Below are 24,911 nucleotides of genomic sequence, written 5' to 3'. Positions count from 1 at the left end.
CAAGGTCAACTATCTGGTATATAGTTGACCGTCATCAACTTTCTACTCGGAGGAAAACCATGTCGACACTCTCCGACACGCATCCGCCGGCGACCGCCGAGCGCACCCCGCGCGAGGTGTTCGTCGCGCTCTCGGGACTCATCGTCACGATGTTCGTCGCCGTGCTCTCGGGCACCGTGATCTCGACCTCGATGCCGCTCATCGTCGCCGACCTCGGCGGCGACCAGTCGGCGTACACGTGGGTCATCACGTCGAGCCTGCTGGCCACGGCCGTCACCACCCCCATCTGGGGCAAGCTCGCAGACCTCGTCAACCGCAAGGTGCTGCTGCAGATCTCGATCGTGCTGTTCGTGCTGGGCAGCGCCATCTCAGGCTTCGCGCAGGACGCCGGCACGCTGATCGCCGTCCGCGTCATCCAGGGCATCGGCACGGGCGGCCTGATGTCGCTCGTCATGATCGTCGTCGCCCTCATCATCTCGCCGCGTGAGCGCGGCAAGTACATGGGCGTCGTCGGCGGCATCATGGCGGTCGCCACGATCGGCGGCCCGCTGCTCGGCGGTGTCATCACCGACGCGTGGGGCTGGCGCGCCAACTTCTTCCTGCCGGTGCCGCTCGCCGTCATCGCTCTGGTGCTGCTGCAGTTCACGCTGCACCTGCCCAAGACACCCAAGCGTCCGGTGAAGATCGACTACATCGGTGCCGTGCTCATGGCGCTCGGCGTCGCGCTCACCCTCGTGTGGATCACGCTGGGCGGCAAGCCCGACGCGGGCGGCTTCGAGTGGGACTCCGTCACCAGCTTCGTCATGATCGGCGTGGCCGCGGCATCCCTCATCGCCTTCATCGTCGTCGAGTTCTTCGTGGCCGAGCCCATCGTCCCGATGACGCTGTTCAAGAACCGCACGTTCGCGCTGTCGGTGATCGCATCGCTCGCGATCGGTGTCGCGATGTTCGCGACGAGTGTGTTCCTGGCGCAGTACTTCCAGCTGGCGCGTGGCGCCACACCGACCGAGTCGGGTCTCATGACGATCCCGATGATCATCGGCCAGATGGGCGCCTCGATCACGATCGGCGCGCTGATCAGCAAGTTCGGTCGCTGGAAGGGCTTCATGCTCGTCGGCTCGGTGCTCACCATCGCGGGCACGTACCTGCTCACGACGCTGCACTACGACACCCCGTTCGTCTGGGTGGCGGTGTTCATCTTCGTGCTCGGCGCGGGCCTCGGTATGGTCATGCAGAACCTGACGCTCATCGTGCAGAACGACACCCCCGCTTCGCAGCTGGGCGCCGCGTCGTCGAACGTGAACTTCTTCCGTTCGATCGCCGGCACCATCGGCGTGACGGTCATGGGTTCGCTGCTGGCCACGCAGGTCGCCACGAACATCACCGACGGCTTCAAGGGCTTCGTGCCCACCACGCCCGAAGAGGTCACCGCCCTGCAGGGTCTGTCCGGCGGCACGGTGCCCAAGGTCGACGAGCTGCCCGAGACGATCCGCGTGATCATCGAGGCCTCGTACGCCGACGGCATCGCGCACGTGTTCTGGATCGCCGTGCCGCTCGCGGTGGTCGCGCTCATCGCGATCGCGTTCCTGCCGAACAAGCGGCTGTCGACCAAGTCGGCGTCGCAGGAGCTGCAGGAAGAGGCCGAGAACGTCGCCATCGAGCTCGCCGAGGCCGAGGTCGGCGCCCCGATGCCGACGATGGCCGAGCAGGTCGAAGAGGCCGATCGCGTGCTCACCGGCGCGGTGCCGGTCACACGCGCCGAAGCCCGCCGGAATCGCTCGTAGCATGGCCGTCATGAGCCCGGACTCCGCCGTCGACGAAGCGATCCTCGACGTGGAACAGCAGCTGTCCGTCCTCTTCAACCGGTCGCGTGCCGTCTGGAAGGAGGCGGCCGAGCAGGTCCACCCCGAACTGCAGCCCGCCGGCTACAAGCTCTTCGGCACGATCGTGCGTCTCGGCGAGACGAACGCCCATGTGCTGGCCGAACTGTTCGAGATGGACAAGAGCGCGGTCAGCCGTCAGGTGCGCATGCTCGAGGAGTTCGGGCTCGTCGAGAGCCTTCCGGATGCCACGGACGGCCGGGCCCGCGTGCTCGTGCCGACCGCGGCCGGACTCGAGAAGGCCATGGCCGTGCGAGAGAGCAACAAGTCGCGCTTGCGAGGCGCTCTCTCGACCCGGTCGCCGGAGGATCTGCGGCTGTTCGCCGAGATCCTTTCCGAGATCTCCGCCGCGTAGAGAAGTGGATGCCGAAAGGGCCGCCCGATGCGGCCCTTTCGCGTTGCTGGCCCACCCTCCTACGACGCCCCGGTGGCGGTGCCCACGTGGATGCCGGGCCCCAGTCGCGGCATCCACTCCGATCCGTTCAGGTGACACGAAACGCTGGCTCCCCGGCCGGGATGCCGCGTGTCGCGCCACGTGAACCTCGACCGTCGCAAGCTCGGGTGGCGCCGTCTTAGGGTTACCCGCGCGGGATGCGGCGTGTCGCGCCACCTGAAGGCCGCGGGCCGCGCGACCCCAGGTGATACTTTCGCGGCATGCCACGTGAGAACGCGCTGCCGGGCGACGACCCGGGCCTGGGGCTCACGCTGAGCGGCGGCGGGGCGTTCGGGGCCGCGCACGTGGGAGTGCTGCAGGTGCTCGAAGAGCGCGGCATCCGGCCCGGCATCGTGACGGGCACGAGCTCGGGGGCGCTCGTCGGCAGCGCGTACGCGGCGGGACTCGACGGCGAGGCGATCGAGCAGTTGGCACGGCGGTTCCGATGGACGCGGATCGGCGCCTGGAGCTGGAAGCCGCGCTGGGGGCTGCTCGACACGAACGTGGTGACCGACTCGATCCACCGGCTGCTGGGTGAAGACCCGCGCATCGAGGATCTGCCCCGCCACTTCGGCGCCGTCGCGACCGACCTGCGCACACGCCAGGCCGTGACGATCGACAAGGGTCCGCTGAGCGCGGCCCTGCGGGCGAGCATCGCGGTGCCCGGCATCCTTCCGCCCGTGCGTCTCGGTGGCCGCGTGCTCGCCGACGGCGGGATGGTCGACAACGTCCCGCATGCCGCGGCGCGCGAACTCGGCGCCGAGCGCGTCATCGTCGTGCACCTGCACGCCAAGTGGGAGAACGTGCGGATGATGCGCACGACCACGAAGATCTCGGCGCTGCTGGCCGACCCGAGCGTCGTGCTGATCCAGCCCGAGATGGAGCGCATGGCGCAGTGGACGATGCGCGATGTTCCGCGGCTCATCGCCGAGGGTCGCCGCGCCGCCGAGGCGGCTCTCGACGCGACCCCCGCCCGTTGAGCGAGGTCGTCGATCCCGGCCGCCGTCGACCGTTGAGCGAGCGAGGACGCTTCGTCTCGGTCGCTGCGCTCCCTCGCTCAGTGACCGACTCGGGAGACGGAACGCACCGGCCGACGGTCGGCCCCGGCCGCCGGCATCCACTCTCCGCCACGCGAATCGCCCCCGCGGCGGTTCGGATATCGTGAAGCGTCTGCTGTGGGAGCAGGCACGGGACGCACCCTCCGCGCGCGATGCGGGAGCGAGCACGGAATCATCTGGGGAGATCAATGAGTGAGTCGTCCGTGTGGCGCACGTGGAAGCCGTACGCGGTCATCGCCGCCCTCGCCGTCGGGGGCATCTGGTGGTGGAACAGTCAGTCGTCGCTCGCCGCGCTGAAGGACGGGCCGTACAGCTGCACCGCCGTGTTCGTGAACGCGGACGGAAAGTACTCCGCGCTCACCGATGACGCCGGAAACCGCATGTACGCGGATGCCGTCGTGGACGGCGGCGAGGTCGTCTCGCTCTCGGCGGGCCAGACGATCACGTCGGTGGATCTCGCGTCTCTCATCGTGCGGAGCAAGGGCGATTCGCACTTCCACGTGACAGACGACCCGGCGATGCACTCGTACGACGCGATCGCGTGCGACTATGCGGGGTGAGTTCGGGATGCGGCGGCTCCGCGTCGGAGCGGCGGTCGCGGCCGCCGTACTCGTGGTCCTCGCGCTCACCGGCTGCACTCGGGGCTCTGGTTACGGGTACGGCGACCGAGCCACTCAGCCCGAGGTGAGCTGCGACGACGTCGCCGCATCCGTCGTGCAGCGCGAGCGCACCGGCGACACCGCGGGCGAGATCAACGATGAGCTCCAGTACCTCAGCGACAACTGCGGCGACGCATACGACATCGTCGCCGGCTACCTGTCTGCGCGAGCCACTCCTGCGGAGTTCCGCCTGGAATCGTGTGCCGAATGGGACCAGCGCATCCGCCCCGAGGCCATCGAGCTGCTGCGCCAGGACCAGCTGTGCAGCGACGCCGCGGCGCCAGCCGGCGGTGCGACCGCGGCCCAGCCGGGCAGCATCCCGTGGGACCAGGCGGTGAACCACACCGGCTCGACGCAGTACGTGTGCGGTCCGCTGGTCAACTCCGGGACCGATCAGGACGACGTGTTCCTCAACCTCGGTCGTGGCTACCCCGACGCCGGCCGGTTCACCATCGTGCTGTGGGACGTCGGCGGCATCGAGCCGCTGTCGCCGGGAACGACCCTCTGCGCGACGGGGCCTGTCACGCTGTACGAGGGCGTCGCTGAGATCGAGCTCTACGACGTCGGTCAGGTGGAGGTGTGGGAGTAACCCCTCTCCCCGGCACTCGGTCGTTGAGCGAGCGAGGACGCTTCGTCTCGGTCGCTGCGCTCCCTCGCTCAGCGACCGACTCGCGAGACGAAACGCCCGGGCCGACGGTCGGCCCGGGCGACAGGCACTCAGCCGTTCGCCGCGCCCACCGCCGCCACGGCGCGCCGTTCCAGGTCGTCGGCGGTGTAGCCGGGCCAGCCGTGGATGCGCAGACGCCAGTCGTCCGGGATCCCCGACGCGCCGAACAGCGCACCGGCGAGAGAACCGGCGATGGCCGCGACGGTGTCGGTGTCACCGCCGCCGCGGATCGCGCGGTACATGGCGTCGCGAAAGTCGGTGGCGCCGGCGACCGCGGCGAGCGCCGCCTGCAGGGCGCGCACGACCCACCCGTTCTGCTCCTGGTAGTCGCGCGGGTGTCGGGTGGCGGCCTCGTCGACGATCGCCGCCCACCGCGCGAACCGGGGTGTGGCGTCGCCGAACTCGCCGCGGAACACCCGCAGATCGAGCTGCCCGGTGCGCACCGCGTGCCGGATCATCAGCGTCCAGATGACGACGGCGTCGACGTTGTCCTGCTCCCAGTGGGTCAGCTGCGCGATGCGCCCGGCGGCATCGGCGAGCGCGTGCTCGCGTCCGTCGGCGAGATAGCCGAGCGCGACGGGCCCGGTGCGCATGAGCGATCCGTTGCCGCCGCTGCGGCCGGTGCTCCGATGGTGGGACTCGGATGCCGCCCGCGCCGCTTCCTCCGTGAACACCCCGCGCATCGCGCCCAGCACTGCGCGCGTCTGGGCTCCGACGTCGCGCGAGGTCTGGGCCCAGGCATCCCACTCCCCTGCGATCGTGCCGAGTACGGCCGGGTCGCCGAGCGAGTCGCCGCGCGCGAGCGCATCGAGGATGGGCATGGCCATCGAGGTGTCGTCGGTCCACTCGCCGACGTCGTGACCGAAGTAGCCGACCCCGAACTGTGGAACGAAATCGTCAGGATGCTGCGGCCCGAACTCGTACTGCGACCCGAGTGCGTCGCCGACCGCCATGCCGATGACCGACCCCGCGGAACGGTCGAGTTGTTGCGCGGTCAGCGGCATCGCACCTCCTGGAATTCGGGTCGTCCCAGTATGCCCGGGAGGCGCGACACCGAACTCCGCGGTCTGACCGACGAGACGGCGCCGGTTCCCACGCGCGAGAACCGGCACCGTCCGCCGGTGGGGTCAGGAAGCCGGGACGAGGACCCGGTCGATGGTGTGGATGACGCCGTTGGTGGCCTGGATGTTGATCGCCCAGAGCACGAGCCGCGGATCGCTGAGCGCGGGCGTCTCGTCACGCAGGGTAATGCCGCGCGGTTGAACCGTGCCGCCGTTGGCCATGGTCAGCGAACGCGACGTGAGGACCTTGATCGGGCCGAGCTTCTGGCCTGCGACCACGTGGTACAGCAGGATGTTCGAGATCTGCGCGGCCGTGAACGTCGACGTGATCGCCGCCAGCGCGTCGGCCTCGCTGGCGGGAGCGGTTCCCGTGAGGTCGGTCACGAGCCGCAGGAACGCGCGGTCGTTCGGCGCGAAGACGGTGTACGTCTGGCTCGTGTCGGCGAGCGCGCCGTTCAGCCCGGTGGCGAGCACCGCCTGCACGAGGATGTCGTAGTCCCACGGGTTGCTGTCAGGCGTGCCTCCGCCGGAGGCCGCGACGGCGACGTCCACGATCGTCCCCGCGGGTGCGCTGCCGCCGTGCGCCTGCGCACCGCCGAGGGCCTGCGCGGGTGTGGCGGCGAACACGAGGGCCAGGGCGGCGACCGCCGCGACGGCCAGACGAGACTTCTTCATGATTCCGATCTCCTTCGATGCGATACCCGGCACCTTCCGGACGGAGGTGTCACAGAGGTATTCGCCCGAGGCTCCGCGATCGGATGCAGCGGCGAGAAAGTCCCGTCAGCCGAACGAGAGCTCCCCGCGCACGATCGAGTCGCCGGAGTGGCCGGGATCGCCGTCGAGCGGCTCCTGCGAGATGTCGACCAGCACGTAGTCGCGCAGGTCGATGTCGTCGGGCACGGCGAACGTGCCCTTCCTGCCGTCGAGTTCGCCGAGGCTCACGAGCGCCGAGGCGTCCGCGGTGATGAGCCAGACCTCGCGGAACCCGTCGCCGGCTTCGGAGTCGTCGAGCTTCACCGTGAGCGTGCGCTCCCCGTCCGCGAGCTCGGTCACCCTCGCCGTCCCGGCAGCCCCCGGGTGGTCGGGGAACGCATCCAGCGTCGCTGAGGCGATCTCAACGGGCTGCGACGGTCGCACGATGTTCCAGACCCCCACGACCAGCAGTACCGCGGCGATGCTCGCGGCCAGGGCGAACAGCATCCATCCTCGCCGCTGTGTGCGTGGCGCACCCGGCTGAGCCGCGGCGAGCGGCGCCGATGCCTCCACAGCCGTGGGACTGTCGAGACGGACCTCGGGGGCCGCGGCCTGCTGCGACCGGATCTCGTCGAGGATCCCGTTCCAGACGCGTTCGGGCGGCGTCTCGAGCTCGCCGAGCGTCACGGTGGAGCGGCCGACGGCGACAGCGTGCTCGAGCTCGGCCAGCTCGAGCGAGCAGGCGTCGCAGGTCCGGAGGTGCGCGTGCTCGGCATCCGTCGGCGTCTCTCCGACAGCGATCAGCGCGAGGCGATCGGGGTCAAGATGCGACATCGGGCACCTCCAATCGATCGCGCAGCCGGGTGAGACTTCGGCGGATGTGGCTCTTCACGGTACCGAGCGGCATGTCGAGGCGCGTGGCGATCTGCTGGTGCGTGAGGTCGTCGTAGAACGCCAGGCGCAGCACGCGCTGCGCGTCGGGTTCGAGCCGGTCGATCTCGTCGGCGAGCAGCAGCCGGTCTCCGAGGTCGGCGCCGGACGAGATCGGTTCGTCGGTCGCGGCGAACTGCTGCAGCTTCTCGTGCATCTCGCGCACGCGCCGCCGCGCGTCGAGGGTGTCGGCGATGCGGCGTCGGGCGATCGCCACGAGCCACGTCGAGATCCGCCCTTTGCCCGGATCGTACGAGGCTCGCGAGGTCCACGCCGAGACGAACGTCTTCTGCGTCGCATCCTCGGCGTCCGCCCGGTCGCCGAGCACGCGCAGCGCGAGGGTGAACACGATCGGCGACCACCGGCGGTAGAGCTGTTCGAGGGCACGCTCGTCGCCGGCGGCGAAACGGCCGCACAGCTCGCGCTCGTCCTCGTCGTCCACCTGGGTCCTCGCCCTTCTCCGTCGAAGAGTTCTTCCCGTCGGCAGGCTCGTTTGGATGCAGCCGACTGAATCGTGGTGCGCTCGCTCCCGCGTGGCGGGTCAGTCGTCGAAGATCCCCACCGACTCCGTGAGCCGGGTCACCTCGTCTGCGGTGAGCTCGAGGTCCGCCGCCTGCGCCGAGTCGGTGATGGATGCCGCACGCCGAGCACCCGGGATCGGGATGACGTGCGGGCTCAGCGCCAGCTCCCACGCGAGCACCGCCTGCTGCGGGCTGACGCCGTGCGCCTCGCCGACCTGGCGGAACGCCGAGAACCGGTCACCGACCCGTCGCGCTCCCCCGCCGGTGCCGCCGAGGGGGCTCCACGGCAGGAACGCGATGCCGTGCGCGTCGCAGAACCGCAGTTCGTCGATGCTGCCGGGATGCTTCGGCGAGAACTCGTTCTGCACGCTGGCGAGGTTGCCCTCGCCGAGCACGTCGATGGCGATCTGGATCTCTTCGACGCTCGCGTTCGAGATCCCGATGGCACGGACGAGGCCGTCGTCCTGCAGCGCCTTGAGGCCGGCCATGATGTCACCGTAGACCAGCCAGCGGTCGGGGCGGTGGTACTGGTAGAGCTCGATCTGGTCGATGCCCAGGGCGTCGAGCGACTTCTCGACCGCCGAACGCAGATACGCCTCCGAGCCGTCGCGCCCCTTGGAGCCGTCGGGGAGCTGCTTGATGCCGCCCTTCGTCGCGACGAAGATGCTCGCCGCGTCGCCGTCCCACGTGCGCAGCGCCTCGGCGACGATGCGCTCGTTGTGCCCCATCTCCTCCCCGTCGGGCGCGTAGATGTCGGCGGTGTCGATCAGGGTGACTCCGGCATCGAGTGCCGCGTGCACCGTGGCCACCGCGTCGTCGAGCGACGGATACACCTTGTCGTTGTTCATCGAGAACGGCATCGCGCCGAGCCCGATCGCCGAAACCTGTCGTCCTGCCAGCGTGCGCTGCTTCATCGCATCTCCTTCTCGTCTGGGTGTCAGCCTGCCAGGGATGTGCGCCGTCGGATCAGGCCTGGACAACCGGGGCGTGTGCGCGTAGGCACCCAGCCCGGGTCGCCGCCGGTCGTGCGCGTCCCGGCCGCCGCCGGTCGTTGAGCGAGCGAAGCGAGACGAAACGCCTCGGGCCGCCGTCAGCCTCACCCGAGGGCCGCCATGGCGTCCCGCCACAGCTCCCGCAGCCGCCGGTTCGGTTCGGGTCCGATGCGGTTGCCCGAGCGGAACTGGAACCGCCACGCCACCTCGGGCACGACGACCTCGAGCACGTCCCTCGGCACCCGGTCGGTCTCGACCACGAGCTCGTCGAACGCGACGTCGACGAAGCTCGCCGTGCGCCGGGGATCGGCGAAGTGCACATCCTCATACGGATGCGTCAGCACCGTGCCGTGCCCGATGAGCCCGTACGAGCCGCCCTGCCGCAGCAGCCACGCGTCGGTCCCGGGTTCCACCTCTTTGCGGGAGCCCACCGACCACTGCGTCACATACGGAGTGCCGGCCGCGACGTCCTCTACGACCCCCGCGTAGGTGCCGGGCCATTCGTCCCACAGGCTCGGATTCCAGCCCATGATGATGCCGGCGTCGCGCCAGTGATCGGATGCCTCGGCCATGGTCCCGACCTTAACCCGCTGCCACACCACTCTGGCCGGGCTTGCGTTTCATCTCGTGGCCGCACTCCTCGCACAGAGACCAGGCTCAGAGACCCCAGGAATCGCGCCAGCCGCTCGGGGTGTCGAACCCGGCCAGGGCGGCGTAGACGCTCCATTGCCCGTGGTGGAGCGCTTCGTGCTGCGCGAACTCGCCGCCGAAGAGCCCGAAGGTGAAGGGGTGGCCGTCCCAGTCGAGCACGACGTCGGGATGGATGCCGTCGAGCAGTTCGATCAGGCGCCGTTGCTGCTCGGCGAGCGCGGTGGTGAGCGCATCGCGAGCGAGCGGCCCGTTGTAGTGCTCGTGCTTGCGCGACCAGTCGACGGCACCGGTGCCAAGGGCGGCGTTGTAGACGCCGCGCACGCACACGACATGGCGGAGCTGCTTCGAGAACGGGGCGAAGCTCGCGGCGGGGCGGTGCTCTGTTTGTCGACCGGCGGAGGTTCCGGGCCGGACCGATGTGAAGTCCCACGCGTGGTCAGGCACCGCGCGGGCGATCTCCTGCGTCATCTCGTGCAGCACTTCGCTGTACCGCGCGAAGTCTTCGACAGACATGTCGCCACGGTACGCGGGTCGGTCCAGTGTCACATCGGGACGCATAGCGAAACCACCGTTCACGCTCGGCGTGTGATGGCGCAGGTCGGGTTAGCGTGGGGTCATCGCGGCGATCCGGGCGGTCCCGGGCACCGGTTCATACCCGGATGCGTTGCGGGTTCAACTCCCGCCGTCGCGTCCACCATTCGGACCCAGCGCGCCGGCGCTCGCACTTTCCGTCGCACCTGGGAACGGGTTGGTCAGCGCGCGGCAGTTGGCGATCCCCGTCCGTGCATGGCAGCCCGCGGGCTTTACGGGCGCACTGCGGCTAGGGAGTAACGGCAGGGGCGTGGCGGTCGCCACGTTGACCGCTCAGCCACCGACATACGCGCTTCGACGGCGCTCGCAGCCCGGTCAACATCTCTGCCCGCGGCGACGAGTCCGAGGCCAATGGCGGTGATATCCGCGAACGGGGCAGCCAAGATCGTTCGCTCGCCGGAGCTCCTGGATCGCCTATCGATACGATCTGTGGCATGGACCAGGCGGTGCTGATCGTGTCGATCGGTTCGTTTCTCGCGACGGCAGTTGCGGCAGCGGTCGCGTGGTGGCAGGCGATCGCTTCAGGTCGGCTTCGATCGGAGGCCGAAGCAGCGAGTGCGAGGGCATCTACAGCCCGCGACGAAGCGGTGAGGGCACAACAGGGCGCCGCGATCTCTCTAGCCGAGGCGAACCTGATCGCGCAGGAGGCCCTCGACGCCCAGCGCCTCTCACAGCGTCCACCCTGGGGCAATGTCGAGCGGATCGATGACAGTCGCTACCGGATCCCGAACACGTCCGGTCGGACGCTGGCCGTGACAGAAGTCAACGCCGACACCGGCGGAAACATCCATGTGTTCGAAGCGGTCGGAGTCCCCGCATCCATTCGTCACGGCGACAGCGTTGTCTTCTTTGCGTTGACGGGTGGCCCGACCGTCACCACCGGCAACGCCGTAACGATCGAGTGGCATCCGGAGGGTGAGCCGGAGGTCAGCACGATCGACACACGCCGGTTCTAAGGCCGATGTGGTACCCTAAATCTTCGAGGGCTAGCCCTCTTCTTCGGTGCATAGGTCGACCCGAACACCATTTCCTAGAGCCGCCCTCGTGGCGGCTCTAGTGTTTTCCCTATGAAGTTCTGCTTTGTGGATGAGTCTGGCGGCGGCGAAGCCCCCGATCTCTCCCCATCCTCGACTCCGGTCATGGCGATCGCGGGCCTGATCGTAGACGCCAATGAAGTCAGGTCGCTCACGCGGGACTTCGTGGCGCTGAAGATCCGCCACTTCTCCCCAAAGATGGCTGGCGTTTCTTCGCTCGATTTCATCACTGCCGAAGTGAAGGGAACGCAACTCCTCAGTTTGCACAGGGCCAGCAGCCGAAACCACCGCCGGCAGGCGCGGCGTTTCCTGGATGAGCTGATGACGATCTTGGAGGATCACAGCGTTCAGGTGATCGGGCGCGTCTGGATCAAGCAGGCGGGTACTCCAATCGACGTGCGTACGCGGTACGGGTACGCCGTTCAAGACTTCGCGAAGCAGTTCCAACTGGACCTCGAGCAGTCGGATGCCGAGGGAATCATCGTCGCGGACTCTCGCGAGCACAAACTAAACGTGCAGGTCGCGCACTCGGTCTTCACTCAGAAATGGCGGTCGGGAGGCGACCCCTATCCACGTGTTGGCGAGGTCCCTCTCTTCGCAGCTTCAGACAATCACGCAGGCCTACAGCTCGCAGATCATGTAGTGACAACGTTGCTCTTCACGATCGCCACCGCGGCATACGGGCTCAACTTTCCGAACGCGGTGCACACGCCTGAGGCCTACGCACAGATCCGCGAGAGGTATGCGCCACGGTTGAAGCCACTAGTTCGGTGGGTGAAGGCGACGGACATGATCGCATCTCGACCGAGCTCGCTGCTGCTTGCAACGTAACTGCTCGCACGCTCCGCGAGGCTTGGGCGTCCACACGACGTTCCCAAGCCAGCACGGACCCAGTGTTCGACCTAGAGCGGATGGAGCCTGACCCGGTTCCCAGGCGGTTCTTGTGTGTTGATCATGCCGCGATCTCGGTGGCGGTGTGAAGGGCTTCGTAGTCAGCGGGGCTGAGGTCGCCGAGGCTGGGCTGAACCAAACGGTCCTGCTACCGAGCAGCCGGCATAAGGATCGCGACCGCACGCGTCGGTGCCCGTTGCGCGCAGTGCCCGCTTCGGGATCGAGTTCGTGCTCGCCGGCGCGCGTGCCGCGCTCATCGTTTTGGGCTTCTCGCACTATCTCGTCGGACTCGACACCGCCTCGCCGATGATGTGTCCGCCAACGTCATCGGGCTCACCTCGGCGTAGTCGGACGGCAACAAGTCGGTGATTGCTTCAGCACGCCGCACAGCTCGGACGTCGCCGGCACTGAGAAATCCTTTGCACTTGTGACGACCGTCGCCCCGGGTGTATGAATCTCCCCAACTGCACGAAAGGTCTGGGGGCCATCATGCATATCTCACCGAGTACGTTCCGTTGCGAACGGCACGAGAACGTCGACTATCTCACCAAGGCCGTCAAGGAGGAGGTCGGATCCGGGGAAGTCATCCTCACCGACGGGTTTCATAAGCCCGAGAAGATGAACCTCCTCGGCCGCACAAGCGGAGGTCACTTCACCGTGCTTGTGGACTGCCCAGGCAACGGGGACGACGGCCCGCACCCGCTCGCGTTCACCGGGACGTGGAGTCCGTGAGCGCCCCCGCCTCAGCAACACCCCCGACCGTCGGGACAGGGGCGACGCCCACTGCGAGCCAGCTCGCTCTCCGCGAACTTCAGAAGCGGTTCACGCCTGAGAAGCAGGTCGAGTTCCTTCAGACGACCGCGTCGAGGATCCTTACGCAGACGGGTCTCATAGGGACGGTCCTTGCCGCCGGCGGCCTGGTCGCTGTTTCAACCGTCCTGACGAACCCGGTCTCATTCGGGTGGATGGTCGCGGCCGTCGGGCTGTCGACGCTCGCGGTGCTCCTCGCGCTGCTCACTCAGGTGACCTGGCTGCGAAAGATCCGCATCGGTGACATCACGGAAGTCCAGAAGTGGTTCGAGCGGTACAAGAGTTGGCGAGGCTACTTCCTCGCCGCAGCAACGTGGATCTTGGTCGCCGCGTTCGTCGCCGCCGTCGTCGCTGTCGGCACAGCGCTGTGGGGCAGGACGGTCCAGCCGACGTTCGATGCGACCGTCTCCATCACTCCTGGTGAGGTGCCCTCACCAGACACTTACACGGTCAAGGCCAACTTCACCGTCCCGCCCGCGGGTGGCGGCGACGACCAGTTCACGCTCACCATCGAAACAGGGACGAAAACAGTCGCGTCGACACAGAAGCACGCCGTGGCCGATGCGGCTATCACTGTGACGCTCGAGGCGGCCGGGCTCCCCACCACGACACAGGTCATCGTCACTGGAAAGAGCGACGGCTGGACATGCACCGCAACGATCGGTAGCGCGGAAGTGGACGGCACCAGCTGCGTCCAAGACTGAATGGGGCGTTGTACACAGGACCGATGTATATGCCTGGGCCACACCGATCTCACACTTCGGTGTTCAGGCCACGAGTGCGAACCCTCAGTCGAGGTACCCCGAAGCGGACGAGCTTAATCTGACAGGAAGCGATGCCCTCATCGGTCGGACGGTCGCGCCCACGAGCGCGTACTGCCGAAACTCGTCCGGCGAGTACGTGTCGATTCCTCGTGCGCGCATCGCCCGCACGGGGATCCCCCAAGCGGCCACGCACGATGGAGGGATTGTGGCGTCCCACCAGCGACTGGTAGGACGTCGCAGTGGGCAGAATGTCAGGGTAGAGCGCGAGCATCTGTGGTCGTGCCTCCATCGCAGCTCGGACTCGTCCGGGCCACGGGCCGCCGTGAAGCGCGGCCGAGGCGGCCGTGGAAACGTGCGTTCAGAAGATGTGAGCTTCGCAGGTAGCGAGGAATGCGATACGGCGTCGCCGGAGTTCGCGGTAAACGGTGGCCCGGGAGACGTTGAACAGCTCTGCGATCTCGGTCTGGGTGTACTCGCCACGGTCCTGCACGTCAAACAGAAGCTTCCGCTGCGTGAGAGAAAGCTTCGGTTGCTTGCCCTTCAAGTGACCCTTCGCCCGGGCAACTGCCATGCCTTCCTTCGTGCGCATGCTGATCAGGTCGCGCTCGAACTCGGCGACCAATGCGAGCACGTTGAACAGCAGCCGGCCTACGGGGTCTGTGGGGTCGTATCTGCTGCCGCCAAGACTGAGCGCGACGCCTTTCGTCGTCAACTCGTCGGCGACGTCGCGCGCGCCCCGCACCGACCGGGCAAGCCGGTAGAGCTTGGTCACGACGAGTCGCAGCAGCGCATCGCGCTGCGAGGTGAGGTCTTGATCCGCGGTGGAGACTCGGGCAACCGATCTGTACTCCGTTCATGCGCCGAGCGTCCCACCGACCACCGGCACCCACTGGGGTCGATGCTCTATCGGGGTTGATGAGCTCACCTGATAGCTAGCGACTGTTGCGGAGCATGCAACCGTGCTGCGCTGTCAGCTCTAATCCCTGATGGCGGTGGCTGCGTGCCCTCGCCGAGTCGGGTCAGGCCATGTCCATGACGATGCGGCCGTCGATCGCTCCGTGTTGCATCTCGTCGAAGATCTCGTTGATGTCGCTCATCGGACGCACCGTGTACGTCGGGCCCACCTTGCCACGGGCGAAGAAGTCGATGGCCTCCTGCATGTCTCTGCGCGTGCCGACGATCGAGCCGCGGATGGTGAGGCCGAAGAGGACGGTCGTGAAGATGTCCAAGGGGAATTGATCCGGCGGCAGGCCGACGAGCGAGACCGTGCCGCCGCGCCGCAGCGCACCGACGGCCTGCGGGAACGCGTGCGCGTTGACCGCTGTGACCAGCGCTCCGTGCACGCCACCCCCGGTCTGCGATTGCAGCTCCGCTGCTGGATCGTCCGATGTCACGGCGTTGACGGTGACCTCGGCGCCGTGGCGGCGCGCAAGGTCGAGTTTCGCGTCGTCCACGTCGATGGCCGCGACCCGGCGGCCCATCGCGACGGCATACTGCACGGCGAGGTGGCCCAGACCGCCGATGCCTGAGACCAGCACCCACTCGCCGGGGTCGGTGTCGGTGACTTTCAGTCCCTTGTACACGGTGACCCCGGCGCACAGGATGGGGGCGACGGCCGCCATCTCCACGCCGCTCGGGATGATCGGCGCGTAGCGGGCGTCGACCAGCATGTATTGGCCGAACGAACCATCGACCGAGTATCCGCCGTTCTTCTGGTTCGGGCAGAGCGTCTCCCAGCCCGTCTCGCAGTACTCGCATTCACCGCACGCGCTCCATAGCCACGCGTTGCCGACTCGATCGCCCACCTTGACCCGGGTCACACTGTCGCCGACCGCGACGACCGTGCCCGCACCCTCGTGCCCGGGAATGAAGGGCGGCTGGGGTTTCACGGGCCAGTCGCCGTGCCATGCATGGAAGTCGGTGTGACAGACACCGGAGTACTCGACTTTGACGAGTGCTTCATTCACACCGGGAGTGGGGATCGCGACTTCATCGATAGAGAGCGGCTCGGCGAATGAGTGAACGACGGCGGCCTTCATCGTGGTCATGGTGACTCAGTCCTTTCAGGCGCTTCAGCCTCAGCGGAGACCACCTGCTTGCACGCTACTCCGGCCTCGAGATCGGCGCGACGGTGGAATCAGGATGCCGCGGCGCGAGTCTCTCGCGCCACGTACCGCTTTGCGCGCGTCGCCCGGATCAGGATCGTGATCGGGCCAGCGCTTTGATTGGGTTGGCTCGCCCGACAGCATCTGGACCGCATTGTCTGGGCGTACGGTGACTCCCCCTCTAAGCGACTCTTTCCTCCTCGCGCGTCCGTCCTTCGGTGAGGGAGCCTCGCGGAAGCCCCGCGCCTAATCAAGACGTCGGACGCGTCCGCTACGGTGCTGAGGTGCTTCCCTCAGACACTCCAAGGCTTCGCTTTCGCCAGATGCTGCCGACGGACCTCGACGACATGGCTGCGCTCCTGGGCGATCCTGACGTGATGCGGTTCTACCCCGCACCGAAGACCCACGAGCAAGCCGCGGCGTGGATCGAGTGGAACCAGCGCAACTACGCAGAGCACGGCTACGGGCTCTGGATCATCGAGACGCATGAGGGTGACTTCGTCGGAGACTGCGGACTCACCTGGCAGGCGGTCAACGGAGTCAAGAAGGTCGAGGTGGGCTACCACGTCGCGCCACGGTGGCAGGGTCAGGGCATGGCGTCCGAAGCTGCTGCTGCATGCCGCGACTTCGCACGCGCGCACGTCGAGACACCGGAGCTGGTCGCGATCATCCATCCAGACAATCGCGCCTCCGAGCGAGTGGCAGAGAAGATCGGGATGCAACGCGTTGAAGACGATCAGCGTGCGGACGGTTCGCGGCGGATCGTTCTGAGCATGCAGCTCTAAACCACTCGACGAGCCCGCTGCGTTCGTCAGGTACCTTGTATCCAAATAACTTGTATACAAGAATGATCCGCATGAACTCCACCGCGATGCCCGAGGCCGATCTCGAAGCATCCGTCTGCTTCGCGCTCTACACCTCCATGCAGGCAACGCTCCAGCTCTACCGCGACCTGCTCGCACCGTGGGGGCTCACCTTCCAGCAGGCGCTCGTGCTCGCGGTGCTCTGGGAGCGGGGCGACGTGTCCCCGACCGAGCTCGCAACCGCACTCCAACTCGACTCGAGCAGCATCTCGGGACTCCTCAACCGCATGGAAGCCGCCGGCCTCGTCCGCCGCGAACCGTCGCCGACCGACCGCCGCGCGGTGCGCATCACCCCGACCGAACGCAGCCTCGAGATCCGGTCTGAGCTTGCTCCGGTCGGGCAGTGCATCGTCGAGGCGCTCGATCTGGACCGCGACGACGCGGTCAAGCTCGTCGGCTCGCTGCACGCCCTGCGCGACCGCATCACCGACTACGACACCGCGGCCGCGCTGGCCGCACACCGCTGATCCCCACAAGCGGATCCCCCACCCAAGGAGTGAGCATGACCCTGCAAGACATCCCCGTCACCACCATCCGCGGCGAAGAGACGACGTTCGGCGAACTCGCCGATGGACGCGTCACGCTCGTGGTGAACGTCGCCTCGCGGTGCGGACTCGCCCCGCAGTACGAGCAGCTTGAGGAGCTGCAGCGCGCGTACGGCGAGCGCGGGTTCACCGTCATCGGGTTCCCGAGCAACCAGTTCCTGCAGGAGCTCTCGACCGAAGAGGCCGTGGCCGAGTACTGCTCGACGACGTGGGGCGTGACCTTCCCGATGTCACAGAAGGTGCGCGTGAACGGGCGCCACGCCCATCCGCTCTACAAGGAGCTGACCGGCAACGCCGACGTCGACGGCAAGGCCGGGCGCATCACCTGGAACTTCGAGAAGTTCGTGATCAGCCCCACCGGCGAGGTCAAGCGGTTCGCCCCCAAGGTGCTGCCCACCGATCCCGAGGTCGTGGCATCCATCGAGGAATGGCTGCCCAGCAACTGACACCAGACAGACCCACCAGCCTCACCGGGCGTCGGGCCGCACCAGCGGCAGGAACACCTCGTCCACGATCGCCTCGATCGCCTCGTCCGGCAACGGCGCCGCCGTCATCAGCAGGTCGTGCCGGTACAGGTCCACGGCCACCGACCGCACCCGCGGCGTGAGCTTCGCGGGGTCGGCCTCACCGCGCGCGATCGCGCGCTCCAGGATCACGTCGAGTGACCCCGCCGCCCGCTGCCCCAGTGCCCGCTCGCGCACGTCGGCGAAGGTGCGGCCCGAGTCGGCGTAGTACGCACCCATGAACACGCTCATGAGCGGCGCGATCCCCGCGCGTGAGAGGTTCGAGCGCTTCAGCGACTCGATGATGTCGCCGCGCAGGCTGCCCGTGTCGGGCGGTTCGACGCGGTCCTTGTTCAGGCCGTACGCGAGCGTCGCATCCATCAGCGCGTCCCGGTCCGGCCAGCGCCGGTAGATCACCGACCGGCTCGTCTCTGCCTTCTCGGCGACCGCGTCGATCGTGAACGCGTGGTAGCCGCCCTCCATCAGCTGCGCCCAGCCGGCGGCGAGGATCGCCTCTTCGAGCTCCTGTCCGCGACGTCGCTTGGCCGGCTGCTCAAGATCCATTTGTGTATCTTATCCGACCGGCGTACACTCCACGGCAGAGATACACATCTGTATCTTATTTGGAGGAGCCCGCATGTCCACCAGCACCACCCCCACCGCGCCGGCCGTGCCACGCAGCGCCGTCATCTCGGCACTCGTGCTCGTCGCGGGCGGCCTCGCCGTCATCTTCGACAGCACGATCATGAGCATCGCGCTGGCGACGCTCGCCACCGATCTCGACGTTCCCGTCAGCACGATCCAGTGGGTCACCACGGCGTACCTGCTCGCCCTCGGCGTCGCCATCCCGATCGTCGGCTGGGCGCAGGCGCGCCTGGGCGGCAAGCGGCTCTGGATGATCGCGCTCACGATCTTCCTGCTCGCCTCGATCGCGTGCAGCCTCGCGTGGGACGCGCCGAGCCTCATCACCTTCCGCGTGATCCAGGGCCTCGGCGGCGGCCTCATGATGCCGCTCATGGCGACCCTTGCGATCCAGCAGGTCCCCGCCGGCGCCGGTCTCGGACGCCTCATGGCGATGGTCAGCCTCCCGGCCGCGCTCGGTCCCATCCTCGGCCCGGTCCTCGGCGGCCTCATCCTCAACTGGCTCGACTGGCACTGGATCTTCTGGATCAACGTCCCGTTCTGCCTCGTCGGCCTCGCGCTGGCCTGGCGCTTGCTCCCCAACGACCCGCCGCGCGGCCGCCCCATGCTCGACTGGGTCGGCCTGGTGCTGGTCTCGCCCGCTCTCGTCGGCATCCTCTACGGCCTCTCGAACGTCAGCCAGGACGGCGGCTTCGCCCGCACCGACGTGTGGCTCCCCCTCGTCGCCGGCCTCGTCCTGATGGCGGCGTTCGTCTACTCGCAGGTGCGGCGACCGAAGGCTGCCCTGGTCGACGTCGGACTGCTGCGGCGGCGGCCGGTGGCGGCATCCAGCGCGGTCCTCTTCCTCTCGGGCGCCTCGCTGTACGGATCCATGCTGCTGCTGCCGCTGTACTTCCAGATCGTCCGCGGCACCGACGTGCTCACCGCCGCACTGCTGCTGATCCCCCAGGGCGTGGGCGCGCTGCTCAGCCGCACCCTCGCCGGCCGCCTCACCGACTCGCTCGGCGCGCGCACGGTGGCGATCGCAGGGTTCATCGTCATGGGTCTCGCGACGATCCCCTTCGCACTCTCGGACGGCACCACCAACGAGCTCTGGCTCGCGCTGGTGCTCGTCGTGCGCGGCTTCGGCATGGGCGCCGTCATGATCCCGGTGATGTCGGTAGCTTTCGTGGGCCTCGAACGCGACGAGGTGCCGCACGCCAGCATCATCACGCGCCTTGCTCAGCAGATCGGCGGCGCGTTCGGCACCGCGATCCTCGCGGTCATCCTCGAGGCGACCACGAGCGGCGCGAGCAGCATCAGCGACGTCGCGTCCGGCTTCGACGTGGCGTTCTGGTGGGCCATCGGGTTCACGGTGGTCGCCGTCGGTGTCTGCTTTGCACTGCCCGCGCCGGCGAAGAAGCCCGAGGTGGCGGCATCCATCCCTTCCGGGTCGGACGCCGCCACCGAATAGACGGAAGACTCGTGGATGCCGTCAGCTGTTGACGCCGCTGACGTCGATGAGCACCTTGCCCACGGCGCCCTGCTCGACGGCGTCGTGGGCGGCGGCGGTCGCTTCGAGCGGGAACCAGGTGAGCGGCAGTCCGGCGGCCTCGCCGACGGGGAGCGCGCCGTCGCGGAGTGCCGCCGTGATGTCGTCGACGGCGGCGGACAGCGCGGCCTCGCCCACCGTGTACAGCAGCAGCCCCTGGATGCGGACGTTCTTCGCGAAGGTCGGCCGCACCGGGATGGTCGCCTGGTCGCCGCCGTTGTCGGCGTAGTAGGCGATCGAGCCGTGGTTGGCGATCACCTGGGCGTCCAGCGCAGCGTTCTGCGTGATGGACACCTCGACGATGTGGTCGACCCCGTCGGGGGCGAGCGCCGAGATCTGGTCGGCGGCGTCGCCGTCGCGGTAGTTCACGACGTGGTGCGCGCCGGCGGCTGTCGCGAGTGCGGCCTTCTCGTCACTGGAGATCGTCGCGATGACGGTGGCGCCCGCCCAGACGGCGAGCTGGATGGCGGCGTGCCCGACGGCGCCTGCTCCCCCGGCCACCAGCACGACGCGTCCGCCGAGTGATCCGGGCGAGAGCCGCGCGGGCCCGGACTCGTGCACGGTGAGCGCGCGATGCGCCGTCATCGCCGGCACCCCGAGGCTTGCGGCGACATCGAAGCCGATGCCGTCCGGCAGCTTGACCGCGCGCTCCGCCGGGACGACCGTGTACTCCTGCGCCGTGCCCGTGGGCCGCTGATGCTGCGCGAGGTACAGCCACACGCGGTCGCCGACCGAGAGCTGCTCCACTCCGTCACCCACGGCGTCGATGACGCCGGCGCCGTCCTGGTTGGGCACGATCTCGTCGAACGCCGACCGCGCTCCGCTGCCCGCACGGGACTTCCAGTCGGTCGGGTTCACGCCCGACACGGCGACGCGTACCCGCACCTCCCCCGGACCGGGGGCTGCGGGCTCACGATCCGCAAGCGAGAGGACGGACGACGTACCGGTGCGGGAGTAGACGATCGATCGCATGTGAAGGGGCAACGCCGTGTGCACGCGGAGGCTTCCCTGCCGCGGGATGATGTTGCGGGATGTGCGTGCGGCATCCATCCCTCCTGCGACCTGACCACAACCCCCGAGGAGACCTTCGATGTCGACAACCTTCGCCGTTCCGGGCATCCCTTTCGGCCTGACGCCTTCGCCGGGCTCGGACTGGGTGGTCGCCGGCGACCGCGTGGAAGTGGTCGCGCCGGCACACACGGACCTGTTCATCGACCCGAGCGGCGAGAGCGGAACCGCCGCCGAGTCGATGCTCAACGCGGTCACGCTGCTCGGCGCACCCGGCGCGGGCGACTTCGTGTTCTCGGCTCGCGTCCACGCGGGCTTCGGGGCGATGTTCGACGCGGCCGTCCTGCTCGTGTGGGCCGACGAGCGGCACTGGGCGAAGCTGTGCTTCGAGCAGTCGCCCGCCGGAACGCCGATGGTGGTGTCGGTCGTCACCCGCGGAGTCTCGGACGACGCGAACTCGTTCACCGTCGACGGCGACGCGGTGTGGCTCCGCATCTCGCGGGTCGGGCGGCTGTTCGCGCTGCACGCCTCGACCGACGGAGACTGGTGGCACTTCGTACGCGCGTTCGCGCTGGGCGACGGGATCGACGAGGTGCGGCTCGGGTTCGAAGGGCAGAGCCCGACAGGTGAGGGATGCCGGGTGTCGTTCGAGCGGGTCAGCTTCGCCCGCGAGACCCTCGGCGACCTGCGCGACGGCCGGTAGGCCGGCCCGACCCGGGAACCCGAACGACCGCGTCACCCGAAGGCGACGAAGCGGGCAGTCGCCCCGCGGAAGGTGCTCCACGGCACCTCCGCCTCCTCACCGGGGCCCGCGTTCCAGGCAGGTGACGCCTCCAGCGCGTGATCGACGAGCCGGCGATGCTGGATGCCTCGGTCCCCGCGCGGATGGAAGAGCCGGCCGGCTCGCGCCACCACCACCGACGCCATGGGCGTCCGCCGGCGACGGCCGCGCTCATCGTCGTGAGGTACGGGCGGCACCGAGGGGATCTCGACCGGCTTGCGGCTACGCGGCTTCAGCATGACTGCTCCTTGGATACGAGAAACGCGCCGCAGAGGTGCGACGCGCGAGATGTGTCCGGTTCGACCGGGTCGGGAGGACGACGGTTCACGGGGGCTCGGCGCGGCGGGGAGGCTGAGGGACCAGTCCCGCGGCGAAGATCTGCCGGGGCGGGAGCACCTCGTGGCGCGCGCCGGCGATCTCGACGACGGCCGTCACCACGGAGGCGCCGGACGGACGCTCTGTGCGATGGTGACGGGTGCTCGTGATCATGGCCCTCACCATAGCCGGGTTCCAGAAAAAGGCAAGTCAGCGGGATTTCTGCTCGCATCACAGGCGGAATTGACTTCGCCGGGGAACCGGCTATGGTCGGGGGTTCACCCGCCAGCCGACCAGGGGAAGCGAGTCCTCCATGTCAGACAGATCACCGCGAGCGAAGGGCGCCAAGAAGGTCGCCAAGTCGTCCCTGAAGGAGAAGCGCGCCGAGAAGCGCGCGAGCCAGGAATCCCGAGCGTTCATCAAACCACGCAAGGGTGCGTCCGGTTGACGAACGTCGCCGAAGAGCGCGCTCGGACTGCCCGGGCGCGCTCTTCGCGCGGAGGCGCGTGACCCGCCGGCGCGGGGCAGAACCCGTGCCGCCGGGCGGCGCCGGGTGCGGCATCCACCCGACGCCTCAAGTGCCGAACCACTCGCCCGAGTTCACGCCGGGCCGGTGGTGCGCCCGCCCTCCGTCGATCGGGGCGACCTCGTGGCCGGCGAGCTCCTGCACCCACAGCGGCTGATGCTCGATCGACACCGACCCCACGCCTCTCGCGAAGTAGGCGGCGATCGGCGCGCTCGCGACGAACTCCGCCGCGAGCGCGGTCGCTGCGCCGATGCCGACGAGGGCGGCGCGCGCCCGCAGATCGCGCATGAGCCGGGCGAATACCTCGGGCACCTCCGCCGTGTTCGACGGGACATCCGGCAGCTGTGAGCGCAGCTGATCGACGATCACCTCGCGGTGTGCCAGCGGCAGCCGGGCGAACCCCGCGGCGAACGCCTTGTCGGCGACGCTCGCCGGAACGTTGCCCAGCACGAATGCGTAGCGCGCCCACTGCTCTTCGTCAGTGATGGCGTGCTGAGTCTGTCGTCTCTTCACGATCACCTCCAGGCTGGTGGCGTCAATGTACTCCCCCACGATGCGCGGCGTCGACTGGTGCCGGCCGTCGGTGCGGTGAACAGGAAGCCGTCAGGTCACCGGAGGAGCCCACGCTGGAAGCCGACGGCGACCGCGGCAGCACGGTCCGTCGCACCCAGCTTCGCGTAGATGTGCAGCAGGTGCGTCTTCACCGTGGCTTCGCTGAGGAACAGCGACGACGCGATGTCACGGTTGGTCGTTCCTTCGGCGACGAGCCGGAGGACTTCGAGCTCGCGCTCCGTGAGCACGGGCTCGGGCTCGCGCAGGCGCCCCATGAGCCGGCTGGTCACCGCGGGCGCGAGCACGGCTTCACCGCGAGCGGCGGCCTCGACGGCACCCAGAAGCTGGTCGGTCGCCGCGTCCTTGAGCAGATACCCCGTCGCTCCGGCCTCGATCGCCGGCAGCACCTCGGCCTCGGTGTCGTAGGTCGTCAACACCACGACGCGAGCCCCCACGCCGAGCTCGGTCAGGCGGCGAATCGCCGCGACGCCGTCGAGACGCGGCATCCGCAGATCCATCAGGATGACATCCGGATCCAGCACCAGCGCCAGATCCACGGCGCGGGCTCCGTCGCCCGCATCGCCGACGACCTCGATGCCGTCGGCGCCCTCGAACATCCCGCGAAGACCATCCCGCACGATCGGGTGGTCATCTACGATCATGACGCGGATCGGTGCGCCGCTCATGCGCTGTCTCGCGACAGCGCGGGCAGCGTGGCCGACACCGCCGTGCCGGCGCCCGGAGCGGATTCGATCGCGAGCGACCCGTCGACGCGAGCCGCGCGCTCACGCATGGAGATGAGGCCGAACCCGCCCTGCGTCCTGCCCTCGGCCATGTCGAAGCCCTTTCCGTCGTCGCGGATGTCGATCGAGACGATATCGCCCATGTACGAGAGCGTGACCCCTGCGCGCGTGGCTGCGGCGTGCTTCGCCGCATTGGCGAGCGCCTCCTGCGCCACGCGGAGGAGCGTCGTCTCGACCTCGGGGTGGAGCGGCTCGGGGGTTCCCGTCGTCTGGACGACCGCGCGCACGCCGCTGCGCTCGCTCCATTCGGCCGCCAGCGCGGTGATCGCCTGCGGCAGGACGGCGGCGTCGAGCATCCGCGGGCCGATCGCCCGCACGGAGCGGCGCGCCTCATCGAGTCCGACGCGCGCCAGCGACACGGCGAGCCCGAGGTGGTGTCGCGTGTCGGGATCGTCGGCTCGGTCGGCGGCCGTCTGGGCGGCCTGCACCTGAGTGATGATGCCGGCGAATCCCTGCGCCAGCGTGTCGTGGATGTCCATCGCGATCCGTTCACGCTCCGCTCGCGCACCGCCCTCTCGCGCCTGATCGATGAGTCGTCGGTGCAGCTGCTCGTTCTCGCGCAGCGTGTCTTCGAGCTGCGCGATCATGCTCGTGCGCTCGCGCGTCCGTTCGGATGTGACGTCGCCCAGCAGGCTGAAGAGCACGACCATCATGACGAGAACGGCGAGCACGATCGCCGACACGAGCACGCCGAGGGGAGTGGGCGGGATCACATCGCCGAACAGCGGCGTCAGGGTGACGACGGCGGTGGCCGCGACTCCCGCGATCCGCCAGGCGCCACGAAGATGGTGCCACGACTGAAGGTAGCCGACGAAGCCGAAGAACCCGGCGAACCACGGGTCGCGCACCGAGAGCACCGCGATCAGCGCGATCAGACCCCAGACATAAAGCGGCCCGGGCGGGCGGATGCTCGACATCAGCCACATCCACAGACCCGTGAGGAGCGCGAGCCCCAGAGTGACGAGCCGCTCGTGCCACGACGGCGACCCCGCGATCAGCGACAACGCCGTCGACAGCAGCAGCAGCGCGTACGGCACCACGGCGATCGCCCGCTCGAGCTGCTGCTCGACGACCACGAGTCTCGCGTCCTGCCGGTCCATCC

At 68.5% G+C, this 24,911-nt stretch carries 31 protein-coding genes and 1 tRNA gene; 16 read left to right on the top strand and 16 right to left on the bottom strand.

Annotated features, from left to right (window positions below; translation table 11 throughout):
• Positions 1–59 precede the first annotated feature (59 nt).
• From FB391_RS02750 to FB391_RS02730, 5 genes are all read left to right on the top strand, one after another.
• Positions 60–1,784, top strand: a complete 1,725-nt coding sequence (locus FB391_RS02750; RefSeq protein WP_141892745.1) for an MDR family MFS transporter — start codon at positions 60–62, stop codon at positions 1,782–1,784.
• A gap of 10 nt (positions 1,785–1,794) precedes the next feature.
• On the top strand, positions 1,795–2,235 hold the full coding sequence (locus FB391_RS02745) for a MarR family winged helix-turn-helix transcriptional regulator (RefSeq protein WP_185842907.1): 441 nt from the start codon (positions 1,795–1,797) through the stop codon (positions 2,233–2,235).
• 299 nt (positions 2,236–2,534) lie between these two features.
• Complete coding sequence (locus FB391_RS02740; RefSeq protein ID WP_141892743.1) at positions 2,535–3,293, top strand: patatin-like phospholipase family protein; 759 nt, start codon at positions 2,535–2,537, stop codon at positions 3,291–3,293.
• A gap of 266 nt (positions 3,294–3,559) precedes the next feature.
• Positions 3,560–3,931: a hypothetical protein gene (locus FB391_RS02735; protein WP_141892742.1), complete on the top strand. Its 372-nt coding sequence runs from the start codon at positions 3,560–3,562 to the stop codon at positions 3,929–3,931.
• Positions 3,921–4,619 carry a hypothetical protein gene (locus FB391_RS02730; RefSeq protein WP_141892741.1) on the top strand — a complete coding sequence of 233 codons (699 nt, stop codon included), beginning with the start codon at positions 3,921–3,923 and terminating at the stop codon, positions 4,617–4,619. Before FB391_RS02735 ends, FB391_RS02730 begins: the two co-directional genes overlap by 11 nt.
• Positions 4,620–4,747: 128 nt before the next feature.
• Here FB391_RS02730 and FB391_RS02725 read toward each other — a convergent pair whose 3' ends face one another.
• The 7 genes from FB391_RS02725 to FB391_RS02695 form a co-directional block, all read right to left on the bottom strand.
• Positions 4,748–5,701, bottom strand: coding sequence for an ADP-ribosylglycohydrolase family protein (locus FB391_RS02725; RefSeq protein ID WP_141892740.1), 954 nt, complete (start codon positions 5,699–5,701; stop codon positions 4,748–4,750).
• Positions 5,702–5,824: 123 nt separating this feature from the next.
• Complete coding sequence (locus FB391_RS02720) at positions 5,825–6,433, bottom strand: fasciclin domain-containing protein (RefSeq protein ID WP_141892739.1); 609 nt, start codon at positions 6,431–6,433, stop codon at positions 5,825–5,827.
• A gap of 105 nt (positions 6,434–6,538) precedes the next feature.
• Entirely contained in the window at positions 6,539–7,285 is a 747-nt protein-coding gene (locus tag FB391_RS02715; RefSeq protein ID WP_141892738.1) for an anti-sigma factor, read from the bottom strand.
• Positions 7,272–7,823 (bottom strand): RNA polymerase sigma factor, encoded by a 552-nt coding sequence (locus FB391_RS02710; RefSeq protein ID WP_141892737.1) that lies wholly within the window; start codon positions 7,821–7,823, stop codon positions 7,272–7,274. Before FB391_RS02710 ends, FB391_RS02715 begins: the two co-directional genes overlap by 14 nt.
• 99 nt (positions 7,824–7,922) lie before the next feature.
• Positions 7,923–8,816, bottom strand: coding sequence for an aldo/keto reductase (locus tag FB391_RS02705; RefSeq protein ID WP_141892736.1), 894 nt, complete (start codon positions 8,814–8,816; stop codon positions 7,923–7,925).
• 182 nt (positions 8,817–8,998) lie between these two features.
• Positions 8,999–9,466, bottom strand: a complete 468-nt coding sequence (locus FB391_RS02700) for a hypothetical protein (RefSeq protein WP_141892735.1) — start codon at positions 9,464–9,466, stop codon at positions 8,999–9,001.
• Positions 9,467–9,551: 85 nt separating this feature from the next.
• Positions 9,552–10,058 (bottom strand): DinB family protein, encoded by a 507-nt coding sequence (locus tag FB391_RS02695; RefSeq protein WP_141892734.1) that lies wholly within the window; start codon positions 10,056–10,058, stop codon positions 9,552–9,554.
• 105 nt (positions 10,059–10,163) lie between these two features.
• Here FB391_RS02695 and FB391_RS19595 point away from each other — a divergent pair.
• The 5 genes from FB391_RS19595 (at position 10,164) to FB391_RS02675 (ending at position 13,575) form a co-directional block, all read left to right on the top strand.
• Positions 10,164–10,239, top strand: a tRNA-Met gene (locus tag FB391_RS19595).
• A 331-nt stretch (positions 10,240–10,570) separates the two neighbouring features.
• Positions 10,571–11,092, top strand: a complete 522-nt coding sequence (locus FB391_RS02690) for a hypothetical protein (RefSeq protein WP_141892733.1) — start codon at positions 10,571–10,573, stop codon at positions 11,090–11,092.
• A gap of 111 nt (positions 11,093–11,203) precedes the next feature.
• Entirely contained in the window at positions 11,204–12,001 is a 798-nt protein-coding gene (locus FB391_RS02685) for a DUF3800 domain-containing protein (protein ID WP_141892732.1), read from the top strand.
• Between the two features lie 510 nt (positions 12,002–12,511).
• Positions 12,512–12,793 carry a hypothetical protein gene (locus tag FB391_RS02680; protein WP_141892731.1) on the top strand — a complete coding sequence of 94 codons (282 nt, stop codon included), beginning with the start codon at positions 12,512–12,514 and terminating at the stop codon, positions 12,791–12,793.
• Positions 12,790–13,575: a hypothetical protein gene (locus FB391_RS02675; RefSeq protein ID WP_141892730.1), complete on the top strand. Its 786-nt coding sequence runs from the start codon at positions 12,790–12,792 to the stop codon at positions 13,573–13,575. Before FB391_RS02680 ends, FB391_RS02675 begins: the two co-directional genes overlap by 4 nt.
• Before the next feature lie 418 nt (positions 13,576–13,993).
• Here FB391_RS02675 and FB391_RS02670 read toward each other — a convergent pair whose 3' ends face one another.
• On the bottom strand, positions 13,994–14,407 hold the full coding sequence (locus FB391_RS02670; protein WP_342778172.1) for a recombinase family protein: 414 nt from the start codon (positions 14,405–14,407) through the stop codon (positions 13,994–13,996).
• A 247-nt stretch (positions 14,408–14,654) separates the two neighbouring features.
• On the bottom strand, positions 14,655–15,683 hold the full coding sequence (gene adhP, locus FB391_RS02665) for an alcohol dehydrogenase AdhP (RefSeq protein WP_185842906.1): 1,029 nt from the start codon (positions 15,681–15,683) through the stop codon (positions 14,655–14,657).
• Between the two features lie 341 nt (positions 15,684–16,024).
• Here adhP and FB391_RS02660 point away from each other — a divergent pair, with 341 nt between their 5' ends.
• From FB391_RS02660 to FB391_RS02650, 3 genes are all read left to right on the top strand, one after another.
• Positions 16,025–16,525 (top strand): GNAT family N-acetyltransferase, encoded by a 501-nt coding sequence (locus tag FB391_RS02660; RefSeq protein WP_141892728.1) that lies wholly within the window; start codon positions 16,025–16,027, stop codon positions 16,523–16,525.
• A 71-nt stretch (positions 16,526–16,596) separates the two neighbouring features.
• Positions 16,597–17,070, top strand: a complete 474-nt coding sequence (locus tag FB391_RS02655; protein ID WP_141892727.1) for a MarR family winged helix-turn-helix transcriptional regulator — start codon at positions 16,597–16,599, stop codon at positions 17,068–17,070.
• A 35-nt stretch (positions 17,071–17,105) separates the two neighbouring features.
• Positions 17,106–17,594 carry a glutathione peroxidase gene (locus tag FB391_RS02650; RefSeq protein ID WP_141892726.1) on the top strand — a complete coding sequence of 163 codons (489 nt, stop codon included), beginning with the start codon at positions 17,106–17,108 and terminating at the stop codon, positions 17,592–17,594.
• 21 nt (positions 17,595–17,615) lie between these two features.
• Here the strand turns inward: FB391_RS02650 and FB391_RS02645 are convergent, their stop codons facing one another.
• On the bottom strand, positions 17,616–18,215 hold the full coding sequence (locus FB391_RS02645) for a TetR/AcrR family transcriptional regulator (protein ID WP_141892725.1): 600 nt from the start codon (positions 18,213–18,215) through the stop codon (positions 17,616–17,618).
• Between the two features lie 73 nt (positions 18,216–18,288).
• Here FB391_RS02645 and FB391_RS02640 point away from each other — a divergent pair, with 73 nt between their 5' ends.
• Positions 18,289–19,746 carry an MDR family MFS transporter gene (locus tag FB391_RS02640; protein ID WP_141892724.1) on the top strand — a complete coding sequence of 486 codons (1,458 nt, stop codon included), beginning with the start codon at positions 18,289–18,291 and terminating at the stop codon, positions 19,744–19,746.
• Positions 19,747–19,767: 21 nt separating this feature from the next.
• Here the strand turns inward: FB391_RS02640 and FB391_RS02635 are convergent, their stop codons facing one another.
• Positions 19,768–20,796, bottom strand: a complete 1,029-nt coding sequence (locus FB391_RS02635; protein ID WP_141892723.1) for an NADPH:quinone reductase — start codon at positions 20,794–20,796, stop codon at positions 19,768–19,770.
• Positions 20,797–20,914: 118 nt separating this feature from the next.
• Here FB391_RS02635 and FB391_RS02630 point away from each other — a divergent pair, with 118 nt between their 5' ends.
• On the top strand, positions 20,915–21,535 hold the full coding sequence (locus FB391_RS02630) for a DUF1349 domain-containing protein (protein WP_141892722.1): 621 nt from the start codon (positions 20,915–20,917) through the stop codon (positions 21,533–21,535).
• Between the two features lie 32 nt (positions 21,536–21,567).
• Here the strand turns inward: FB391_RS02630 and FB391_RS02625 are convergent, their stop codons facing one another.
• Positions 21,568–21,852 carry a hypothetical protein gene (locus tag FB391_RS02625; protein WP_141892721.1) on the bottom strand — a complete coding sequence of 95 codons (285 nt, stop codon included), beginning with the start codon at positions 21,850–21,852 and terminating at the stop codon, positions 21,568–21,570.
• A gap of 85 nt (positions 21,853–21,937) precedes the next feature.
• Positions 21,938–22,102 carry a hypothetical protein gene (locus FB391_RS19590; RefSeq protein WP_185842991.1) on the bottom strand — a complete coding sequence of 55 codons (165 nt, stop codon included), beginning with the start codon at positions 22,100–22,102 and terminating at the stop codon, positions 21,938–21,940.
• Positions 22,103–22,241: 139 nt separating this feature from the next.
• Between FB391_RS19590 and FB391_RS20065 the strand changes: the two genes are divergently transcribed.
• The gene (locus tag FB391_RS20065) at positions 22,242–22,376 is read left to right on the top strand and encodes a hypothetical protein (protein ID WP_281286391.1); all 135 of its coding nucleotides are present in this window, start codon (positions 22,242–22,244) and stop codon (positions 22,374–22,376) included.
• Between the two features lie 126 nt (positions 22,377–22,502).
• On the opposite strand, the gene FB391_RS02620 is transcribed toward FB391_RS20065, so the two are convergent.
• From FB391_RS02620 to FB391_RS02610, 3 genes are read right to left on the bottom strand one after another with little or no spacing between them, the layout of a single operon-like run.
• Entirely contained in the window at positions 22,503–23,006 is a 504-nt protein-coding gene (locus FB391_RS02620) for a hypothetical protein (protein ID WP_185842905.1), read from the bottom strand.
• Positions 23,007–23,062: 56 nt separating this feature from the next.
• Positions 23,063–23,692 (bottom strand): response regulator, encoded by a 630-nt coding sequence (locus tag FB391_RS02615; RefSeq protein WP_141892719.1) that lies wholly within the window; start codon positions 23,690–23,692, stop codon positions 23,063–23,065.
• Positions 23,689–24,909, bottom strand: a complete 1,221-nt coding sequence (locus FB391_RS02610) for a sensor histidine kinase (RefSeq protein ID WP_141892718.1) — start codon at positions 24,907–24,909, stop codon at positions 23,689–23,691. Before FB391_RS02610 ends, FB391_RS02615 begins: the two co-directional genes overlap by 4 nt.
• Between the last annotated feature and the right edge of the window lie 2 nt (positions 24,910–24,911).

This window comes from Microbacterium kyungheense, from assembly GCF_006783905.1.
Taxonomy (GTDB): domain Bacteria; phylum Actinomycetota; class Actinomycetes; order Actinomycetales; family Microbacteriaceae; genus Microbacterium; species Microbacterium kyungheense.
This window is presented reverse-complemented; position numbering and strand designations above follow the sequence as displayed.

Excerpts from the sequence above, each read along its gene's own strand:
- FB391_RS02750 (WP_141892745.1), top strand. The coding sequence starts at position 60 with ATGTCGACACTCTCCGACACGCATCCGCCGGCGACCGCCGAGCGCACC.
- FB391_RS02745 (WP_185842907.1), top strand. The coding sequence starts at position 1,795 with ATGAGCCCGGACTCCGCCGTCGACGAAGCGATCCTCGACGTGGAACAG.
- FB391_RS02740 (WP_141892743.1), top strand. The coding sequence starts at position 2,535 with ATGCCACGTGAGAACGCGCTGCCGGGCGACGACCCGGGCCTGGGGCTC.
- FB391_RS02735 (WP_141892742.1), top strand. The coding sequence starts at position 3,560 with ATGAGTGAGTCGTCCGTGTGGCGCACGTGGAAGCCGTACGCGGTCATC.
- FB391_RS02730 (WP_141892741.1), top strand. The coding sequence starts at position 3,921 with ATGCGGGGTGAGTTCGGGATGCGGCGGCTCCGCGTCGGAGCGGCGGTC.
- FB391_RS02725 (WP_141892740.1), bottom strand. The coding sequence starts at position 5,701 with ATGCCGCTGACCGCGCAACAACTCGACCGTTCCGCGGGGTCGGTCATC.
- FB391_RS02720 (WP_141892739.1), bottom strand. The coding sequence starts at position 6,433 with ATGAAGAAGTCTCGTCTGGCCGTCGCGGCGGTCGCCGCCCTGGCCCTC.
- FB391_RS02715 (WP_141892738.1), bottom strand. The coding sequence starts at position 7,285 with ATGTCGCATCTTGACCCCGATCGCCTCGCGCTGATCGCTGTCGGAGAG.
- FB391_RS02705 (WP_141892736.1), bottom strand. The coding sequence starts at position 8,816 with ATGAAGCAGCGCACGCTGGCAGGACGACAGGTTTCGGCGATCGGGCTC.
- FB391_RS02700 (WP_141892735.1), bottom strand. The coding sequence starts at position 9,466 with ATGGCCGAGGCATCCGATCACTGGCGCGACGCCGGCATCATCATGGGC.
- FB391_RS02695 (WP_141892734.1), bottom strand. The coding sequence starts at position 10,058 with ATGTCTGTCGAAGACTTCGCGCGGTACAGCGAAGTGCTGCACGAGATG.
- FB391_RS02690 (WP_141892733.1), top strand. The coding sequence starts at position 10,571 with ATGGACCAGGCGGTGCTGATCGTGTCGATCGGTTCGTTTCTCGCGACG.
- FB391_RS02685 (WP_141892732.1), top strand. The coding sequence starts at position 11,204 with ATGAAGTTCTGCTTTGTGGATGAGTCTGGCGGCGGCGAAGCCCCCGAT.
- FB391_RS02680 (WP_141892731.1), top strand. The coding sequence starts at position 12,512 with ATGAATCTCCCCAACTGCACGAAAGGTCTGGGGGCCATCATGCATATC.
- adhP (WP_185842906.1), bottom strand. The coding sequence starts at position 15,683 with ATGACCACGATGAAGGCCGCCGTCGTTCACTCATTCGCCGAGCCGCTC.
- FB391_RS02655 (WP_141892727.1), top strand. The coding sequence starts at position 16,597 with ATGAACTCCACCGCGATGCCCGAGGCCGATCTCGAAGCATCCGTCTGC.
- FB391_RS02650 (WP_141892726.1), top strand. The coding sequence starts at position 17,106 with ATGACCCTGCAAGACATCCCCGTCACCACCATCCGCGGCGAAGAGACG.
- FB391_RS02645 (WP_141892725.1), bottom strand. The coding sequence starts at position 18,215 with ATGGATCTTGAGCAGCCGGCCAAGCGACGTCGCGGACAGGAGCTCGAA.
- FB391_RS02640 (WP_141892724.1), top strand. The coding sequence starts at position 18,289 with ATGTCCACCAGCACCACCCCCACCGCGCCGGCCGTGCCACGCAGCGCC.
- FB391_RS02635 (WP_141892723.1), bottom strand. The coding sequence starts at position 20,796 with ATGCGATCGATCGTCTACTCCCGCACCGGTACGTCGTCCGTCCTCTCG.
- FB391_RS02630 (WP_141892722.1), top strand. The coding sequence starts at position 20,915 with ATGTCGACAACCTTCGCCGTTCCGGGCATCCCTTTCGGCCTGACGCCT.
- FB391_RS02625 (WP_141892721.1), bottom strand. The coding sequence starts at position 21,852 with ATGCTGAAGCCGCGTAGCCGCAAGCCGGTCGAGATCCCCTCGGTGCCG.
- FB391_RS19590 (WP_185842991.1), bottom strand. The coding sequence starts at position 22,102 with ATGATCACGAGCACCCGTCACCATCGCACAGAGCGTCCGTCCGGCGCC.
- FB391_RS20065 (WP_281286391.1), top strand. The coding sequence starts at position 22,242 with ATGTCAGACAGATCACCGCGAGCGAAGGGCGCCAAGAAGGTCGCCAAG.
- FB391_RS02615 (WP_141892719.1), bottom strand. The coding sequence starts at position 23,692 with ATGAGCGGCGCACCGATCCGCGTCATGATCGTAGATGACCACCCGATC.
- FB391_RS02610 (WP_141892718.1), bottom strand. The coding sequence starts at position 24,909 with ATGGACCGGCAGGACGCGAGACTCGTGGTCGTCGAGCAGCAGCTCGAG.